This window comes from Photobacterium sp. 2_MG-2023, assembly GCF_030547675.1.
GTDB lineage: Bacteria > Pseudomonadota > Gammaproteobacteria > Enterobacterales > Vibrionaceae > Photobacterium > Photobacterium arenosum.
Genome location: NZ_JAUOQQ010000028.1, coordinates 34510 through 52826 on the forward strand (window position 1 = coordinate 34510; position 18317 = coordinate 52826).

Below are 18317 nucleotides of genomic sequence, written 5' to 3' on the forward strand. Positions count from 1 at the left end.
CGTTTGGCCCAAATATTAGCGCTGCATTAGGGGGGCAATACGTTTTTCTACCGCCTCCCGAGCCCGGAAAATACGGGAACGTACCGTACCCACCGGACAGCCCATGACTTCCGCAATTTCCTCGTAACTCAATCCTTCAAGTTCGCGAAGCGTAATTGCAGTTTTCAAATCATCCGGGAGGCTTTCTATGGTACTGAATACCACCCGCTTCAATTCATCTGACAACATTTGGTTCTCAGGGTTCGAAATTTCTTTTAATGCACTGCCATTTTCATAGTACTCGGCATCTTCCGCATCAACGTCTGTTGCAGGCGGACGGCGCCCCTGAGCCACCAAGTAATTTTTTGCCGTATTCACGGCTATACGATATAGCCAAGTATAAAATGCACTTTCCCCACGAAAAGACGGTAGCGCACGGTAAGCTTTGATAAAGGCTTCCTGCGCCACATCCGGCACATCACCGGAATTGCCAACATAACGGGCAATAAGGTTGCAAACCTTGTTCTGGTACTTTACGACCAGTAAATTAAAGGCTTGCTTGTCCCCTCGCTGTACTCGCTCAATCAGTGCCTGGTCAGTTAACTGCTCGCTCATTCGAGCGTGTACTCCTCTGTCTGTGACAAGGTCATCTCTGCTCTGAACCGTACCGGATGCAGCCAATTTATCCATCCTGTGTTCAGAACTATTTATATTCTATGGACATAGAAGCCTAAAGAATTACTGACCCCAAAAAAAGCGCAAAGTTCCCGCACACCTTACTGGCACATTCGCCCGGGTGCAACTGCCATTCATTCTGGCAGATGTACGCCGCCAGGGGCAATTTGCCTTACCTAGCTTTACAGATCAAAAAAGCCCCACATAAAGGGTTTTTTGGTAATATGGCGAGCTTACCACAGGGATATGAGATCAATATGAACGAGAACCGAGAACACAGTTGTGACGTCCTGGTCATCGGTAGCGGCGCAGCAGGCCTCTCTCTGGCCTTGCGTCTGGCTCCGATGTGTAAAGTGCTCGTCCTGAGTAAAGGCCCGCGGAGTGAAGGGGCGACTTACTATGCTCAGGGCGGTATCGCTGCTGTTTTTGATGAAACAGACAGTGTGGACTCTCATGTTGAAGATACTCAGATTGCCGGTGCCCATCTTTGTGATGAAGAAGTGGTTCGCTTCATTGCTGAAAATGCCCGCGATTGCGTGCAGTGGCTGATAGACGCCGGGGTGCCCTTTGATCAGGAAGACAACAGCACCGATGATCATCCTCGCTACCACCTGACACGCGAAGGCGGTCACAGTCACCGCCGGATTCTGCACGCAGCAGATGCAACTGGCATGGCCATGCAAATGTCGCTGCAGGACAATGTTCACAACCACCCGAATATTGAAGTACTGGAACGCCATAATGCGCTGGATCTGATCACCAGTCATAAAATAGGTGAGGCCGATGCGCCCAACCGGGTTCTCGGTGCTTACATCTGGAACCGCCAGCGTGAGTCTGTCGAAACCGTGCGGGCCAAATTCGTAGTGCTGGCCACCGGCGGGGCTTCTAAGGTGTATCAGTATACCTCGAACCCGGATGTCTCATCCGGTGATGGCATCGCTATGGCCTGGCGGGCAGGCTGCCGTGTCGCTAATCTGGAATTCAATCAGTTTCATCCCACCTGCCTTTTCCATCCAGAAGCGCGTAATTTCCTGCTGACCGAAGCCCTGCGCGGCGAAGGGGCATATCTGCGCCGTCCGGACGGCTCCCGCTTTATGCAAGAGTTTGACGAGCGTGCCGAGCTGGCCCCGCGGGACGTCGTTGCCCGCGCAATCGACTATGAGATGAAGCGACTGGGTGCAGACTGCATGTATCTGGATATCAGCCATAAACCCGCTGATTTTGTGACCAAGCATTTTCCGACCATCTACGAAAAACTGCTCGGCTACGGTATCGACATTACCAAAGATGCCATTCCCGTTGTCCCGGCCGCCCACTACACCTGTGGTGGAGTCATGGTCGACCGGCAGGGACAAACAGACCTGAACGGCTTATATGCCATTGGCGAAGTCAGCTATACCGGCCTGCACGGTGCCAACCGCATGGCGTCGAACTCGCTGCTGGAGTGCGTGGTCTATGCCTGGTCTGCGGCCGAACACATCAGTCAGCACCTCAATGAAGTGAGCTTATCGTCATCTATCCCGCTGTGGGATGAAAGTAAAGTCTCCAATTCAGATGAGGAAGTTGTCATTCAGCACAACTGGCATGAATTGCGCCTGTTCATGTGGGACTATGTCGGCATAGTGCGCACCACCAAACGCCTTGAGCGGGCCATGCGCCGGATCCAATTGCTGAAGCAGGAAATTGATGAGTATTACAGTAACTTCAGGGTGTCCAACAATCTGCTGGAGCTGCGGAACCTGCTGCAGGTCGCCGAGCTGATGGTGCGCTGTGCGCTGGAGCGAAAAGAAAGCCGGGGGCTGCATTACACTCTGGATTATCCGGATATGCTGGAGACGCTGTCACCCACCATACTGGATCCGCGCAATCCGCAATAAAAACAATAGCAACGGGAGCCACCCGGGCTCCCGTCATTCATGTCTTCCTTCTCAGCGGTCAGCTCATACTTTGTAAGCTTTGATCGCCTGCGATAAGGTGTGGGCCTGCACGGAAACAGAGTGGGCTGCCTGCGCATTTTCCTGCACCACCACCACATTGCTATTGGTGACATCGCGAATCGACACGACCCGCGCACCAATATCTTCAGACACCTGGCTCTGCTGCTCCACCGCTGCGGCGATTTGGGTGCTGGAATCCAATATCCGCTGCATATCAGCAATTACGGTTCGGATCTTAGCCTCCGCGCTTTGCGCCTGGGCCACACTGTCATCCCCCTGCACCCGGCAGTGCTCAATATGGCTGACCACCTGTTTCGTCTGCTGCTGCAGTGAACTGATAATGCTGGTGATTTCCTGTGTTGACTGTTGGGTGCGCATGGCCAGAGAGCGTACCTCATCGGCCACTACCGCAAATCCCCGCCCTTGCTCACCGGCCCGGGCGGCCTCGATGGCAGCATTCAATGCCAGCAGGTTGGTTTGCTCAGCAATGTTTTTAATCACTACAACCACAGAGCCGATACTGTCTGACAAACCGGAAAGACTGGACACTTCCTGGCTGCTCTGAGCCAGCCCTGCAGACAGCTGATCAATCCGTGAACGTGTTTCGACAACTTCCGATAACCCCTGTGTGGCTTCATCATGGCTGCGGCCGGTCTGTGAAGCGGCTTCATGGGTAATATGAGCCACTTCGCTGATGGTCGCTTGCATTTCTGTACTGGCCGCCGCCACAGAATCGCTGTCCAGCAGTTGTGCCGCCAGTGCCTGCTCTGCGTCCTGACTGCGGCGCTGAAGCTGAGAAGAAGCAGCACCGAGTTCAGACACGGCGGACTGCACATCCCCCACCAGCTTGCGCAAATTGCTCAGCAGATAGTTAAAGTGCGTCCCCATTGCGGCAAGCTCATCTTTACCTGAAGTATCGGCATTCAGGGTGAGATCATGACTGGCGGCAATACGGTTCATTAAGTGGCTCAAACGCTCAACCGGGGCCAAAATAGAGGCGCTGATTTTCCATGACAGTAAGATCAGCCCTGCAATGATGACAGCGATAAGAAGCCAGGCCAGGCGGCTGATTGAAACCTTTACCTGATCAGCTTCTTTGTCTATCTGCTGCTGCATTTGGCCAAATTCGGCCTCAACCTGATGAGACAAGGCGCGAATCTGCCCTCTCAGTCCATCTTTATGGCTCAGGCCTACTCGGGTTTTCTGCGCCACCATCTGGTTGAATCTCTGATTAAACTCGCGGTAATCCCGACCTAACTGCGTATCCAGCTGATCACCGTATTGCGTGACAAACGCCTGATAGTCTGCCAGCAAAGCTTTGTCATCAGTCGCTGCAAATAACTTTGCCGTCAGTATCAAGCGATAAACATCCAATGTCTGCGTACTTTCAGATGCCAATGTCATCAGCTGCTCACCGCTTTGATACAATGACTGATAAATCCCTTGTGAGGGTGTCAGTCCCAGAGTCTGGTAGCCTGAGACCATTGCCTGCATACCCGCATGATAGTCGTGCATCTTACCTTGCAGAGTTGTCACTTGCGGCAGATCAATCGACAAGGCTGCCACATCTTGCTGCAATCGTGCTAATTGCGCCTGAAATTTATCGTAATTGCCATTGAAGGTCTGCAGGTACTTAAGATCCATACGTGCCAGAAAATCTTTTTCATTACGCCTTAGGTTAAGCAATGTCACTTCCAGTTGGTCAAGCTGACTGCCAGCCACTTCTATATTCACAAGCTTTTGATTGGTATAACTATTTACACCAAACAATAAAAAAATCGCTGTGACACTTAACCCTGCCAGCCCTAGCAGCTTATGCCTAACTTTCATTACACAAAATTCCTTATAGGTATAAAATATTGGTGTTTTATACACTTAATAGCCAAGAAGACATTATAAATTCCCAAGCAATCAATTACATCAACAATAAAGCAGAACTTTACTCTGCTCTGCTTTAAGATCGCAATATTGTGATAACGGGCAGGACAAGAATGACACTGCTTCCAGAAGCCGGTGATAAAGGCAGCAGACTCAACCCTTGGCGTCAGCAGATACGACAGAAAAGGCTCAGCAGACGGAAATCTTTGTCAGAACAGGCATCACGGCTGACGGCAAGCCAGTAATGCTGGTGGGCGCGTTTCAGCTCAATAATCAGTAATCGGGAGGTCAGCACACGGGTATGAAACAATTGCCAGCGGCAGCGCTGCCACTCAATTTGTCGGTCATCAAATAAAATCAGCGTGCCATGAAGGGAGGCGAGCTGGATTCTGGCGCAAAGATACTCGCCCCACAGCCATTCACAAAACAGCCACCATAATGGCACGGGCAGAACATCAGCAAACATCAGAAAAGACAACAGGCTTGCCACTGCCAGATATGCTCCGGTTAAAGCGGCAAGCAGGATAGAAGAAGGGTAAAGCGTCAGGTTAGCGAAGCTTGCTCTTGTTGTGGGCAACAATCTTGTCCACCATTGCAGCATGCGCAGGGTTAGTGCTGCGTCCGTGCTCCATCAGCCAGTTGAACAGGTCCGGGTCATCGCATGTCAGTAAAGACACAAAATCCTGGCGATCCTGCGGGTTTAAATCATCAAAGCACTCTTCAAAGAACGGCATGATAATGACGTCCAGCTCCAGCATGCCACGACGGCAGGCCCATCTAATTCGTGCTTTATCGTCTGCACCTATCATATCCAACCTCAACTCCTGGTGGTATTCATTCTGCGGCAATACTACCAGCCAGTTTTCCTGCCGACTATCTGCAGCCACATATAGCACAACAAAATGAGAGCTGGTCGTGATAATACCCGACACAAAAACTCAGGTACTTTTGCATGCAGGCTGACAAAGCTCAGCCAGAGCGATAACATAGCGCTTATTCGAAGCTTTTCTGAAAGCTGAAGCCAGCTTTCCTTATCAACGACGGATTCGACTATGAGCACCTGGTCAGATACTTTGCAATTCGACACACTTTCACTTTCCGCTGACGCTCCTCTGCCATCACTTGCCCTGGTAAATCTCACCCAATGGGGACTGGTGACTCTGGTTGGTCAGGACAGCATTTCCTACTTACAGGGACAAGTCACCTGCGATGTCGTGTCTCTGAATGCCGGGCAGTCCACGCTTGGCGCGCACTGTGACGCCAAAGGTAAGATGCGCACCATCTTTCGCCTCTTTCATCACAGGGACGGTCTGGGCTGGCTGCAGCGTAAAAGCGTCATGGACACCCAATTGCCGGAACTGAAAAAGTACGCCATCTTTTCAAAAACCACTATAGAAGCCAGTACTGACGTCTTGCTGGGCCTGACAGGTGAGCAGGCACAAGCCACCATAGACAATGTGCTGGGTGGTGAAGGAGAGGTACGGGCATTCGACAAGGGTACCGCGGTAAAAATTGATGCGCAGCGCTGGCTCCTGGCGGTTGATAGCACCGCAGCCGGTGAGATCGCAGAGAAAATCGCCGCCAAGGCCGTATTGTCAGACGACTCACTCTGGGATCTGTACGATATTCGCCAGGCCCTGCCCCGTATTGACACCGAAACCGGGCTGGAATTCATTCCACAATCCATGAACTTGCAGGCACTTAACGGCATCAACTTCAAAAAAGGCTGCTATACCGGTCAGGAAACGGTCGCCAGGGCCAAATGGCGCGGCATCAACAAACGGGCCATGTACATAGTCTCTGGCCAGGCCGAAAACTGCCCGAAAGCCGGCGATGTGCTGGAGCGCAGTGTCGGTGACAACTGGCGCAAAGGCGGCACAATCATTGCTGGCTATCAATTCAGTGATCATCAGTCTCTGGCATTGGTCGTACTGCCCAATGATCTGGAGCCAGACACAGCTTTTCGTCTGGCTGCCGAACCTGAAAACCAGTGGCAACAGCTGCCACTGCCGTATTCGCTGGATGAAGAGGCGTAATGCTGGATACTCCCATCACGCGTTATCTGCAGCAGGAAGGGGTTAACTTCCTGCTGCTCCCTCATAACAAGCCCGCCCGCACCATACAAGAAGCAGCCGAAGAGCGAGGCGTAGAGCCACATCAGATGGTCAAGTCGATACTTCTGCGGGATATGGGCGGGTTACACGTTCTGGCGTGTGTGCCCGGCACCAGGCAGGTTGATCCTAAAAAAGTCCGCACATTATTTGGCTGCCGCAGGATGACGTGCGCCGACGCCCAAGATGTTGAAGAAGTCACAGGTCTGACTATCGGCACTGTGGCCCCTATCGGGCTCAGACAGCCGCTGCCTGTGGTTTTTGACCTGTCACTCTCTCACTATCAGACAGTGAATATCAGCAGTGGTGATCGCATGGCAGGGATTGAGCTGGCGATGCAAGATCTTGTTCAGTTGTGCGCCCCCGTGTATGGCGATATCTGTCGCTAGCCAAAAACGGGCCTCCCTCCCATTTTTTGCGTAATCATTCACCCTTTTCGCAATTTAACGCACAGATCAGAGCAGTGGCACAGGTTAGCAGAAAACACTTTTTTATTGTCTTCACCTCACCCACCTGTACAAAAAAACACCAATGCATTCCTGCAGCAAATACCGTGACAGACAACTGGCTAAACCCAACCAGATAACTATAAGTAACTGATAAAAATAAGAAAAAAAAGAAATGTAGCGGAATTGACCCATACCGGAATCCGCCAGTTTTAATTGAGTATTCACACATCAATTCAGAATAATACTCTGCACAATGATAAATCTGTAAAAATTAATTACACCAAGCCATCATTTTACATAAACATTATGCTGAGAGTATCACAAATATTTCATAGTCAATTCTCTATAATGGCCGCGAAATAAACACAACAACAATAGAAATAAGGCAAGGTTGCTCATCATTATGCGCATGTTTAAACAATATTTACCGAAACTGGTAGCCAAACACGTCAGCAGGCTATTCAGTGGCCGCTTATACATTGACGGTCGTGGCGGGTATGAATTTGACAATGGGCTGCTCAAACTGCCCGTGAAAGCAGAACAACGTCATTTCAAAACCGTGAAAGAAGTGAATATGGAGATCCGTCGGCTCAAAGAAGCGGCTTAATACAATCAAGGCCGGTTAACTACCGGCCTAATAGATGATTCCTGCTTGAGCGCTAATCCTCTTCTTCACGCGCTAACTCCGCATAAGCTTTCGCATCAAGCAAATCATCCAGAGCAGATTCATCATTGGCCTTTATCTTAATCAGCCAGCCATCTCCGTATGGAGAGTCATTCAACAAATAAGGAGCCCCCTCCAGCTCTTCATTGATTGCCACCACGACCCCGGATACTGGTACATATACCTCTGATACCGCTTTGACTGATTCTGCAGACCCAAACTCCTCGCCCGCTTCAAATGCGTTGTCAATTTCCGGTAATTCAACGTACACCATCTCCCCTAACAATTGCTGTGCGTGATCCGTGATTCCGATGGTATAAACACCATTACCTTCAGCACGTACCCATTCGTGTGATTCGGTATACTTCAATTCAGGTGGAATATGAATCATAACGTTATCCTTATTAAAGTCTAAAGTGCCCGTTTGGTGATATACCAAAACAAAAGCGCAACTTGGTTAGTATTACCTCAAGGGCACTCAGCCCTTCCTAAGATTACTTTAGGATAAAAAAATCAGATTGAAAGTCATTGAGCCAACAAAAAAGCCGCCTCTTTCGAAACGGCTCTTCATAATTTACATTCAGTTAAAAAACCTGATGCTGTCGCAGCATGGTTGGCAACTATCCAGCATCACAGGCAGAACACATCGCCTGATTATTATGTTTCGCTGATATCAGTCTTCTTCAGAGGTAAACTCCTGATACCCTTCGGCATCCAGCAATTCATCCAGCTCACCTTCATCATCGGCTTTTATCTGAATCAGCCAGCCATCTCCGTACGGATCGTTATTCACCAGCTCGGGAGACAATTCGAGGTCTTCATTGATAGCCACCACAACCCCGGATATAGGTGCATACACATCTGACGCCGCTTTAACCGATTCCGCCACCGCAAACTCATCGCCAGCCTCAGTGACTCTTTCCACTTCCGGTAAATCAACAAACACCATATCCCCCAGCATTTGCTGCGCGTAATCTGTGATGCCGACAGTATAGATTCCGTCCCCTTCGGGACGTACCCATTCATGAGTATTAGTGAATTTCAATTCAGAAGGAATATGGGCCATAAGTAGATCCTTACCAAAACGGCGACGCCGATATGTTCACAAAAAGAGGTCTAACCTTCCCTTACAAAGGCTTCGTCTTGCCTAACTGTTATTACTTTAGGAGAAAAAAAACAGATTGAAAGTAAATGGACTCACAAAAAAAGCCGCCTCTCGCGAGACGGCTTTTCAGAATTAGCATTCAGTTAAAAGAACCTTACTCAACTCTGGCTAACGCAGGCAGCTCTCCGCTCAACCCCAGGGCCCGGCGCATAAACTGATCTTTAACCCCAGGCGCATGGTTGACCAGCAACAGCCCCACATCACGGATCAGCTTTTTCGCCGGATGACTGCCATCAAACAGCTCCCGGAACGCTTGCATAGCCGCAATCATTTTCGCCGCTTCCGCTTTTCGCCAACGTTCAAAATAACGCAGATGCTGGCGGGCCCCTATGTCCTTGTCCTGACGCCACAACAGACTCAGAGTTTCCGCCAGGCTGGCAGCATCCAGCAACCCCAGATTCACCCCTTGCCCCGCCAGCGGATGAATCGTATGCGCGGCATCACCAATCAGCGCCACACGCTCACGCACAAAATCACGGGCATAACGCATTTTCAGAGGCACAGCCTGACGTTCGCCTTCCAGACGGCACAATCCCAGCCGGCAATCAAACGCCGCAGACAACTGATTGCTGAAGCTGTCGGCATCCAGGTCCATCAAGTCTTCCGCCTTCTGCGGCGAGACAGACCACACAATCGAACACAGATCCGGTTCTGACAAGGGCAGAAATGCCAGTGGGCCATCAGGGGTAAAAATTTGTCTGGCGGTGCGCGTGTGGGACTCAGAACAACGAATGTTGGCAACAATGGCGTGATGACCATAATCCCAGTGAGTCAGCGGGATATCCATCTGTCTGCGCACCCATGAATTGGCGCCATCCGCCCCCACTACCAGCTTGGCCGTCAGGCTCTGACCGTTGTCCAGCGTCAGCCAGGCTTCGCGCTCACCAAAAGCCAGCTGCTGGCAGCGCACCGGGGCAATCATGGTCACATTAGGCTGAGTTTTCACTTTGTCCAGCAGTGCCAGCTGAATCACGCGATTCTCGACGATATGGCCAAGATCAGGCTGCGCCAGAGAGGCAGCATCAAAACTGATATGCGCAAAGCTGTCCTGCTCCCAGACATCCATCTGCTGATAAGGGCTGACTCTACGCTCAGCCATGCCTGGCCAGGCTCCGACCCGCTGCAAAATCCGCTCACTGGCACGGCTCAATGCAGAGACACGGACATCCGGTAACGGGGCCAGTTCAGGGTCAGGCAACTGGCCTTCAATGACGGCAATACGAAGATCAGTATCGGCCAGGGCTGCAGCCAGAGTTAACCCCACCATACCGCCACCGATAATAGCTATATCCACACTTTGCATCATGATTATCTGTCTACCTGTCCCATCGCCCGCTTCATCAGCGGCGCTTTAATTGTATCCATTACACTCATCGCCATCAGGCCGGCATTGCGCCCGGCGACCAAAGGCCAGTGCTCATTTGCAAACAGTTTCACCAGGCATGTGGTCATCGCCACCGTTGCGGCCTGGTCTGGCTCGCGACGTTGCCGAAAGCGGCTCAGTATCGCCGTTGATCCCGGGTCTTCACCGGCCTGATAGCCAGCCACCACTTCCTCAGCCAGGGTCACGACATCACGCAAGCCCAGATTGAACCCCTGCCCGGCTATCGGATGCAGTGTCTGAGCAGCATTGCCGACCACAGCAAAACGGTGAGAAACCCGTCGCTCAGCCTGTCGCAGACTCAGCGGATACACAAATCGCTGGCCGGTTTTTACCATCTTGCCCATACGCCAGCCAAAGCTGGACTGTAACTGCGCCAGAAACGTTTCGTCGTCCCATCCCATCACTTCCTGCTGCTGTTCCGGCGATATGCACCATACCAGCGAGCTTCGTCCCTGACTCATCGGCAACAAAGCCAGGGGGCCGTAAGGCGTGAATCGTTCAAAGGCTTCGCCCTGATGAGATAAAGCGGTAGAGATATTGGCAATCACAGCGACCTGTTCAAAGTCCAGGCTCTGATGACCTATGCCCAGTTGCGCGCAGCAGCCGGACACCCCGCCATCGGCCGCCACCAGTAAGCTGGCCTGCAAAGATTCACCGTTAGAGAGCTGCAGGCTGACCACATCCTGTTCGCGATGCAGCGTATGGATTCTGGCCGGGCAAAACAGATCAATCGCCGCCCTTTTCGACAACTGCTCAAGGAATACAGAGCCCGCCTGCGCCAGTTCAATGACATAGCCCAGCGCACTGATCCCATACTCACTGGCTGACATACGGGCTAAGCCGGGATGGCCGCGATCAGACACATGAATACGAGAGATAGCCGTGGCTTCGCCCGCCAGAAATGACCAGAGGCCGAGTTGCTCCATCAAGCGGACGGAGCCTAAAGACATAGCAATACTGCGGGCATCATAGCCGGGATGGCCTGCCTGTTCAGGAGAAACCGCTTCAACAACGGCAATGCGCAAATTACCCTTACTCAGGGTATCCAATGCAAGGGCCAGGCTGGCACCCGTCATGGCTCCCCCTGCAATGACAACATCATACTGCTTCACGTCTGTTTTACCTCAAACCTGCCCTGTCAGTGCAGCGTAGGCGCATCGCCCTGACCCGACTGATGTCGTGACACCAGCTCGAAATAACAGGTCAGCGTGCACATTCGGACATGCTCTATGACCTGCTCAAACAACGTCGCCTGCTCTTCCAGATCATCCTCATCGTCGATCCCCAGCTGCGCGATATCCTGCAGATCGCCCAAGGCTTCCTGCACTGAAGCTGGCAATTTTTCTTGATTCAGTCCCATCAGACCCAATCCGGACAAGAAACAGTTAACCCATTCACTCAAAGCTTCAGCCCGCACCATCAAATCCACATCATCATCTGGCAGCAACAAAGACGCGTCAAACCCCGTACCAGCCAATTCCTTAGAAGTAATGTCCACCAGATTTTGTGTCAGCGTTCTGGCGTCACCGTCCAGAGATTCGCCATTGTTGGCGTAATCCGAGATCGGACCAATCCAATGCTCGCCGACAGCGGGTAAACCGCCGCACAGCATACCCGTCAGTAATCCGTGTAATTCTGAGGGCGTAACCGCCAGAGACTGACTTTTCAGCGCGGTTTCCACCGCTTCATAAGCCGGCAATTTTACTTCGCTCATGGGCTTTTTCACCTTAATAAGATTGGTGTCAGATGGGTTTGTGATATGCTACCACTTAGGCTGGATTCAGGCTAACCTAAAGAAAAAGGCGATTGATTGAGTCGATATTTTTACTGGCATTCATCGGCTCAACGGCAAAAATAACACCGAACTGATGAAGATTTGTCATCTCGCTTGCAGGTCGCTCATGCAGTCAGGTCGCATGCTTGCAAGTTAAATAGGCTTTTTCTATATTAGCGGCCGATCTTCGCTTCACGAATTCACAGTGACTGACACGGATACAAAACAGCTATGAGCTCGCAGGCAGTTGAAATTGAAATTTTAGGCCGGACCATTAAGGTAAATTGCCCCGTTGGCCAGGAAACAGCGTTACGTGCAGCCGCGGCGGATTTTGACAGTCGCCTGAATGAACTGTCGCAGCGAACCAAAATCTCCAACCCGGAGCAGTTACTGATGTTTACCGGGCTGAACATCTGCAGTGAACTGCATAACGAACGAAAAGAATTTAACAACAATGCCGATTCTTTGTCCGAGCGCATCGGTCAAATTACAGAAACTCTGACTGAGGCATTGCAAAATCAACCGCAACGTTGATAATGGATTGACCCTGGGGTGTGCGTCAGCGAATCGACGTCCCCGAGCCGATAAGCAAAAAACCAGGATTTGCTTTTATTAGCTATTGAGCATGCTCAGCACGACTGAGAAGCCTACGGTTAATGTTGCCGATCCACCTTGAACGTCTGGTTCAAGGGCTACAATTCGCAACGGCACCTTGGGGCACCCCCTCTTTTTCTATTCTGCTCACAGCCAGCAGTTCTCTCTTTGAGCAGGCGACGACAGGCATAGAATGTTATGGATGCATCTCACCCACAAGGCTTTACCGGCCAAACAACCCAAACCACACGCCAACAGCTTCGTCAGCAGGTGCGCCTTAAACGCCAGGCACTGACCCCACACCAGCAGGAACAGGCCAGTAAGGCTGTGCTGAGCCGCTTTTGTCAGCTCAGCGAGGTTCGCCAGTCGCAACATGTGGCTTTATACCTCAACAATGACGGTGAGTTAGATACCGAACCGCTAATCGAATGGCTGTGGCACCAGAACAAAAACGTTTATCTGCCCGTGTTACATCCCTTCAGCAAAGGCCACTTGTTATTTCTGCATTACCGGCCTGAGACGAAAATGCATTGTAACCGCTATGGCATTGCCGAGCCTGTGCTGGATGTTCGTCTTGTTAAACCCGTTCACGAATTGGATCTGATCTGTACCCCTCTTGTCGCCTTTGATGAACAGGGACAACGGTTAGGCATGGGAGGCGGGTACTATGACCGCACATTAAGCCAGTGGCACCATAACAGCGCAGGCCCTCGTCCCCTCGGACTGGCCCACGACTGCCAGCAGGTCCGGCATCTGCCGGCAGAAGCCTGGGATGTACCACTGCCAGCTATTATCACCCCCTCGGCACACCACCACTGGTAAACATCCAGCTGTCAGTTGCCTAAACAGGGATCTTCATCATGATTTTAACCTGCCAGAGTATCAATGGTCGGCTATAATCAGCGCTCCGCAATCCATAGGCCATCACGAGGAAAAAGCATGACACAGGATGAAATGAAAAAAGCGGCTGGCTGGGCAGCCCTGGACTACGTGACCAAAGACAGCATTGTAGGCGTTGGTACCGGCTCTACCGTCAATCACTTCATCGATGCGCTGGCAACCCGCAAAGAAGAAATCAAAGGTGCTGTGTCCAGCTCTGTTGCGTCAACACAGCGACTGGAAGAGTTAGATATTCCGGTATTTGATGCCAATGAAGTGTCTGCGCTGGATATCTACGTGGATGGTGCAGACGAAATCAACCCTGACTTTGACATGATCAAAGGTGGCGGTGCAGCACTGACACGCGAGAAGATTGTTGCGGCCATTGCAAAAAAATTCATCTGTATTGTCGACAACACCAAAGAAGTCGATGTGCTGGGTGCCTTCCCGCTGCCGGTTGAAGTTATTCCGATGGCACGCTCCTACATAGGCCGTGAGTTAGTCAAGCTGGGCGGCGATCCTGTATACCGTGAAGGTGTCATCACTGATAACGGCAATATCATCTTAGATGTGCACAATCTGCAAATCACCGATGCAAAAGATCTGGAAAATAAGATTAATGCGCTGCCAGGCGTGGTCACTGTCGGTCTTTTTGCCCGGCGCGGTGCGGATGTCCTGCTGGTAGGCTCTCCAGACGGCGTGAAAACTGTCACTAAATAACAGTATCAGCGCTATTCATAAGGCTTGATGACTAAACGGCATAATATATGCCGTTTTTTATTATCCATTTCGTAATATTCTCGCCACTTCACCGAAATTTTTGATACTTTAATGTGAACGCAATCGTTTAAGCTCACCAGACGGCAACACAGGATGTACGCCTGTCACCGTGTGACATCACAATGTGCTGTTGCATGAACACGTTATCCTGCCCGCTGTATGGAATACCTGTTGTTTTTAAGGAAAAGGACCATGGCAAAAGTTTCGCTGGATAAAGACAAGATTAAAATTCTGCTGCTGGAAGGCGTTCACCCCTCTGCACTTGAAGTGCTCAAACAAGCCGGCTACGAGAATATCGAGTATCACAAAGGCTCGCTGGCGGGGAATGAACTGCTCGACGCAATCAAAGATGCCCACTTTGTAGGTATTCGTTCCCGTACCCAGCTGACTGAAGAAGTCTTTGACGCGGCCAAGAAGCTGATTGCTGTAGGCTGTTTCTGCATTGGTACCAATCAGGTTGATCTTGCTGAAGCCAACCGCCGTGGTATTCCTGTATTTAACGCCCCCTTCTCCAATACCCGCAGTGTGGCTGAGCTGGTACTGGGTGAAATATTGCTGCTGCTGCGTGGTATCCCGGAAAAAAATGCCAAAGCCCACCGGGGTGAATGGCAAAAAACGGCTGACTCCTCCTATGAAGCCCGTGGTAAGAAACTGGGTATCATAGGCTATGGTCACATAGGGACTCAGCTCAGTATTCTGGCTGAAAACCTGGGTATGGATGTGTATTTCTATGACATCGAAAACAAACTGACCTTAGGCAACGCAACCCAGGTTGATTCCCTGAGTGAGCTGCTCAATAAATCCGATGTTATCAGTCTGCACGTTCCTGAAACGCTGGATACTCAGAACCTGATGGGTGCCGAAGAATTCGCGCGCATGAAGCCGGGTTCCATCTTTATCAATGCCGCGCGCGGCACAGTCGTCGACATAGATGCACTGTGCAGTGCACTGGAAAGCAAACATCTGGCAGGTGCTGCGATTGATGTCTTCCCGGTCGAGCCTAAAACCAATAAAGATCAGTTCGAGTCACCGCTGACGCGCTTTGATAACGTGATTCTGACTCCACACATCGGTGGTTCGACTCAGGAAGCTCAGCAAAACATCGGTATCGAAGTGGCGGGCAAAATAGTGAAATACTCAGACAACGGTTCAACTGTGTCGGCCGTTGGCTTCCCTGAGGTGTCATTACCTGAGCACCGTGGCTGTTCGCGCCTGCTGCACATTCACGAAAACCGCCCGGGCATTCTGAATCAGATCACCACAATTTTCGCCGCTGAAGGTATCAACATTGCCGCTCAGTATCTGCAAACCAGCCCTGAGCTGGGTTATGTGGTGATTGACGTTGAGACCGAGCGATCTGAAGAAGCACTGAATAAGCTGAAGGCCATTGACGGCACAGTCCGTGCCCGTATTCTGCATTAATTCTGGCACGCCCCTTAAACCAAGAAGCTCACCCTGGGGTGAGCTTCTTTCTGTCTGACGCATAGCGTTATTTTTCCAGGCGGAAAACCACTTCCACTCTGTCACGGAAAGTAATTTCGGCATCCTGATAGGTGGCCTGAGTTTCCATCGCCGCATCCATTTTCATCCGCCCCATCACCGGACGCGGCATAGGATCGAAATAGCGGATATTCCACACGCCATCGATGTCGGTATCAAAACCTTGTGCCAGTGACTTGGCCTTACTTTGCGCATCTTTGATGGCGGCCTGGCGAGCTTGCTCCATGTACTTATCGGCATCGCTGACTTTCAGCTCTATGTTCTGAATCCGGTTGATTCCATCCCCCAGCGCACTGTCCAGGTAGGTATTGAGTTGTTCTAAATCACGAACAGTCACAGTCACCTGACGTGAAGCCTGATAACCCACCAGTTCAGGTGGCGCATCGTTGCTGCTGTGATACTGCGGATGCAGATAAATATTGGCGCTTTCAATATCCGCACGTTTTACGCCGCTTTTTTGCAAGCGCTCCATAAAGGCCGTGACGGCTTTATCCGCGGCCTGTTTCGCTTCCTGAGCAGTTTTACGATTTTCTTCAACCGCCACTGTAAACACAGCCATGTCCGGTTGAGCAGTTATTTCACCCACACCAATGGTTTCCAGACGGGGAAAACTGTCTTCTGCCATTGCCAACGGACTGATCAGAGTCGCTCCACTCAAACAAACAGCAAGTAAGGTTTTTTTCATAACACCATCCAAATCATAACGTTAGGTTTCAGCTCATTGGCCTTATGCTGTTTTTGACACCGGACAGAGAAAAATTATCCCTGGATCGCAAAAAATTTTGCACATCATTTTATTAAAATGACATTTATCAATTCCAGAATACGCTGACTCCCCTCACTGGGGCAGACGGTTTCTGGCATGATCAAGCAACTGAGCTGTCACTTCACTAAAGACACCACTTTCCAGCGCCCAGTGATGCCAGTAAATTCTGCGTGTCAGCATGATACCCGGGGTCAGGTTGACCAACTCGCCGCTTGCCAGTTCTGACTCTATCTGAATTTTAGGGATCAGGCAGTATGCCGCTCCCTGTAGCGCCAGTTTGACGAAAGCCTCTGAGGAGCGCACCCTGTGGGTCAGCACGCTGCCACGAGGCAGATTAAAATGCTGCTGAATGAAGACTTCATGCATATCGTCATACTGGTCAAATGCCACAGCAGGGGCGCGCATCAGTGCCTCGCGGGTGACTCCATCGGCAAAATACTTCGTCTGAAAGTCCGGGCTGGCGACACACAAATAATCCATCCGGCCAAGGTAATCAGACACACAGCCAGGCATTGCCGTGGCCTCCATGCTGATAGCCCCGACCACTTCCCCGCTGCGCAACCTGTCGAGGGTTCTGCTTTCATCTTCCAGCATCAGGTTAATTTCGATGTGACGCTGTTTGAGCAGCGGGCTGAGCGCCGGCAGCAACCAGGTGGCCAGACTGTCAGCATTTGTAGCGATGGACATTTGTAATGGCTGGCTTTGCTCACCAGGGCGGATATCCGGCAGTAACTCCTGCTCCAGCAGGCGAACACGGCGGTACAGACCCAGCAATTTTTGTCCTGCCGGTGTGGGCCTTGGTGGCTGCTCACGCACCAGCAATGGCTGAGCCATGTGTTTTTCCAGCTGCTTTATCCGCTGCGAAACCGCAGACTGAGTGATGCATAGCATTTCTGCCGCCCGTTCAAATCCTCGCTGCGACACGACTGCGTCCAACGCCTGTACCCAGCGATAATCCAGTCCTTCCATGCCCACCCTCAATATTAGGAAGTCTAATAAATCATAAAAATTATTAGATTTACTAAATCATAGCGAGTGATTTAAGCTTTAGCCAGATGTAGCCGTCACTTTCACCACAGAATAAGGACAATATCACTCATGAGTCTATGGCCGTTACTGCAAGGCTTTGGCCTTGGCGCCAGCATGATTATTCCGATTGGCGCTCAAAATGCGTATGTACTCAATCAAGGCATTAAACGTAATCATCATTTAACCACTGCCACTGTATGCTGCCTGCTTGATGTGTTGTTCATCAGTCTGGGCGTATTTGGTGGCGGCGCGCTGCTTTCCAGCAACGAAAGCGTGCTGCTGGCTGTGACCTTGGGTGGGATCGCTTTTCTGCTGTTTTACGGTAGCCTGTCTCTGAAAAGTGCCTTTAGTCAGGCCTCTGAAGAAGAAGTACAAAGACAAACACTGGCTCGCGGCAGACGGGCCGTAGTTGCTGGCGCGCTGGCTGTTACTGTACTCAATCCGCACCTGTACCTGGATACCGTTGTTATTCTGGGTTCGATTGGCGGGCAGTTTGAGGGCCAAGACCGCATTGCTTTTGCCATAGGTACGATATTGGCATCATTCGTTTGGTTCTATACCTTGTCGATTGCCGCAGCGAAGATGGCGCCAACCTTGTCCCGGCCCAAAGTCAAACGTGGCATCGATATTGCCGTTGCCGCCATGATGTTCATTATTGCGGCCCATCTGGCTCAAGGCCTGCTGACACAGTATATTTTCTAACATCAGCAGATACGTGCCAAAAACAACAATGGAGCCAAACGGCTCCATTGT

20 protein-coding genes and 1 other RNA gene are annotated in these 18317 nt (G+C 51.1%); 10 read left to right on the forward strand and 11 right to left on the reverse strand.

Translation table 11 applies throughout. The features are described from left to right. Positions 1-15 precede the first annotated feature (15 nt). Entirely contained in the window at positions 16-594 is a 579-nt protein-coding gene (gene rpoE / locus Q4491_RS18580) for an RNA polymerase sigma factor RpoE (RefSeq protein ID WP_027253576.1), read from the reverse strand. Positions 595-911: 317 nt separating this feature from the next. Between rpoE and nadB the strand changes: the two genes are divergently transcribed. Further along, the gene (gene nadB / locus Q4491_RS18585) at positions 912-2531 is read left to right on the forward strand and encodes an L-aspartate oxidase (protein WP_192015735.1); all 1620 of its coding nucleotides are present in this window, start codon (positions 912-914) and stop codon (positions 2529-2531) included. A 63-nt stretch (positions 2532-2594) separates the two neighbouring features. Here the strand turns inward: nadB and Q4491_RS18590 are convergent, their stop codons facing one another. The 3 genes from Q4491_RS18590 to Q4491_RS18600 all read right to left on the reverse strand — a co-directional run bounded on the left by Q4491_RS18590 (position 2595) and on the right by Q4491_RS18600 (position 5278). Next, positions 2595-4421, reverse strand: coding sequence for a methyl-accepting chemotaxis protein (locus tag Q4491_RS18590; RefSeq protein WP_192015736.1), 1827 nt, complete (start codon positions 4419-4421; stop codon positions 2595-2597). Positions 4422-4635: 214 nt separating this feature from the next. Beyond that, positions 4636-5046 (reverse strand): protein YgfX, encoded by a 411-nt coding sequence (locus tag Q4491_RS18595; RefSeq protein ID WP_192015737.1) that lies wholly within the window; start codon positions 5044-5046, stop codon positions 4636-4638. After that, positions 5018-5278, reverse strand: a complete 261-nt coding sequence (locus Q4491_RS18600; RefSeq protein ID WP_120513499.1) for a succinate dehydrogenase assembly factor 2 — start codon at positions 5276-5278, stop codon at positions 5018-5020. The genes Q4491_RS18595 and Q4491_RS18600 overlap by 29 nt, the downstream gene beginning before the upstream one ends. A 243-nt stretch (positions 5279-5521) precedes the next feature. Here Q4491_RS18600 and ygfZ point away from each other — a divergent pair, with 243 nt between their 5' ends. The 3 genes from ygfZ (at position 5522) to Q4491_RS18615 (ending at position 7636) form a co-directional block, all read left to right on the forward strand. Further along, entirely contained in the window at positions 5522-6505 is a 984-nt protein-coding gene (gene ygfZ / locus Q4491_RS18605; RefSeq protein WP_303459772.1) for a tRNA-modifying protein YgfZ, read from the forward strand. Next, positions 6505-6969: an aminoacyl-tRNA deacylase gene (locus tag Q4491_RS18610; RefSeq protein ID WP_303459775.1), complete on the forward strand. Its 465-nt coding sequence runs from the start codon at positions 6505-6507 to the stop codon at positions 6967-6969. The genes ygfZ and Q4491_RS18610 overlap by 1 nt, the downstream gene beginning before the upstream one ends. Positions 6970-7432: 463 nt before the next feature. Beyond that, positions 7433-7636: a DUF1107 domain-containing protein gene (locus Q4491_RS18615; protein WP_027253583.1), complete on the forward strand. Its 204-nt coding sequence runs from the start codon at positions 7433-7435 to the stop codon at positions 7634-7636. Positions 7637-7688: 52 nt separating this feature from the next. Here the strand turns inward: Q4491_RS18615 and gcvH (Q4491_RS18620) are convergent, their stop codons facing one another. The 5 genes from gcvH (Q4491_RS18620) to Q4491_RS18640 form a co-directional block, all read right to left on the reverse strand. Beyond that, a complete protein-coding gene (gcvH, locus tag Q4491_RS18620; protein ID WP_330872759.1) occupies positions 7689-8075 on the reverse strand; it encodes a glycine cleavage system protein GcvH in 387 nt (128 codons plus the stop codon). A gap of 291 nt (positions 8076-8366) precedes the next feature. Beyond that, complete coding sequence (gene gcvH / locus Q4491_RS18625) at positions 8367-8750, reverse strand: glycine cleavage system protein GcvH (protein ID WP_311568064.1); 384 nt, start codon at positions 8748-8750, stop codon at positions 8367-8369. A gap of 202 nt (positions 8751-8952) precedes the next feature. Further along, on the reverse strand, positions 8953-10164 hold the full coding sequence (locus Q4491_RS18630; RefSeq protein ID WP_303459784.1) for an FAD-dependent 2-octaprenylphenol hydroxylase: 1212 nt from the start codon (positions 10162-10164) through the stop codon (positions 8953-8955). Between the two features lie 2 nt (positions 10165-10166). Next, positions 10167-11354: a 2-octaprenyl-6-methoxyphenyl hydroxylase gene (gene ubiH / locus Q4491_RS18635; RefSeq protein ID WP_303459786.1), complete on the reverse strand. Its 1188-nt coding sequence runs from the start codon at positions 11352-11354 to the stop codon at positions 10167-10169. A gap of 26 nt (positions 11355-11380) precedes the next feature. Then, positions 11381-11956: a UPF0149 family protein gene (locus tag Q4491_RS18640; RefSeq protein WP_192015744.1), complete on the reverse strand. Its 576-nt coding sequence runs from the start codon at positions 11954-11956 to the stop codon at positions 11381-11383. Positions 11957-12247: 291 nt separating this feature from the next. Here Q4491_RS18640 and Q4491_RS18645 point away from each other — a divergent pair, with 291 nt between their 5' ends. The 5 genes from Q4491_RS18645 to serA all read left to right on the forward strand — a co-directional run bounded on the left by Q4491_RS18645 (position 12248) and on the right by serA (position 15691). Further along, positions 12248-12550 carry a cell division protein ZapA gene (locus tag Q4491_RS18645; RefSeq protein ID WP_192015745.1) on the forward strand — a complete coding sequence of 101 codons (303 nt, stop codon included), beginning with the start codon at positions 12248-12250 and terminating at the stop codon, positions 12548-12550. A gap of 7 nt (positions 12551-12557) precedes the next feature. Continuing rightward, positions 12558-12739: non-coding RNA, 6S RNA (gene ssrS, locus Q4491_RS18650), on the forward strand. 69 nt (positions 12740-12808) lie between these two features. Continuing rightward, positions 12809-13432 carry a 5-formyltetrahydrofolate cyclo-ligase gene (locus tag Q4491_RS18655; RefSeq protein ID WP_192015746.1) on the forward strand — a complete coding sequence of 208 codons (624 nt, stop codon included), beginning with the start codon at positions 12809-12811 and terminating at the stop codon, positions 13430-13432. Positions 13433-13549: 117 nt separating this feature from the next. Next, entirely contained in the window at positions 13550-14209 is a 660-nt protein-coding gene (gene rpiA / locus Q4491_RS18660) for a ribose-5-phosphate isomerase RpiA (protein WP_192015747.1), read from the forward strand. Between the two features lie 252 nt (positions 14210-14461). Continuing rightward, positions 14462-15691: a phosphoglycerate dehydrogenase gene (gene serA / locus Q4491_RS18665; RefSeq protein WP_192015748.1), complete on the forward strand. Its 1230-nt coding sequence runs from the start codon at positions 14462-14464 to the stop codon at positions 15689-15691. A gap of 67 nt (positions 15692-15758) precedes the next feature. On the opposite strand, the gene Q4491_RS18670 is transcribed toward serA, so the two are convergent. Together Q4491_RS18670 and Q4491_RS18675 are read right to left on the reverse strand one after the other, a co-directional pair. Next, on the reverse strand, positions 15759-16454 hold the full coding sequence (locus Q4491_RS18670) for an oxidative stress defense protein (protein ID WP_218384258.1): 696 nt from the start codon (positions 16452-16454) through the stop codon (positions 15759-15761). A gap of 153 nt (positions 16455-16607) precedes the next feature. Then, positions 16608-17504: a LysR family transcriptional regulator ArgP gene (locus tag Q4491_RS18675; RefSeq protein ID WP_303459794.1), complete on the reverse strand. Its 897-nt coding sequence runs from the start codon at positions 17502-17504 to the stop codon at positions 16608-16610. Between the two features lie 129 nt (positions 17505-17633). Here Q4491_RS18675 and Q4491_RS18680 point away from each other — a divergent pair, with 129 nt between their 5' ends. Further along, on the forward strand, positions 17634-18266 hold the full coding sequence (locus Q4491_RS18680; RefSeq protein WP_303459798.1) for a LysE/ArgO family amino acid transporter: 633 nt from the start codon (positions 17634-17636) through the stop codon (positions 18264-18266). Positions 18267-18317: the final 51 nt, after the last annotated feature.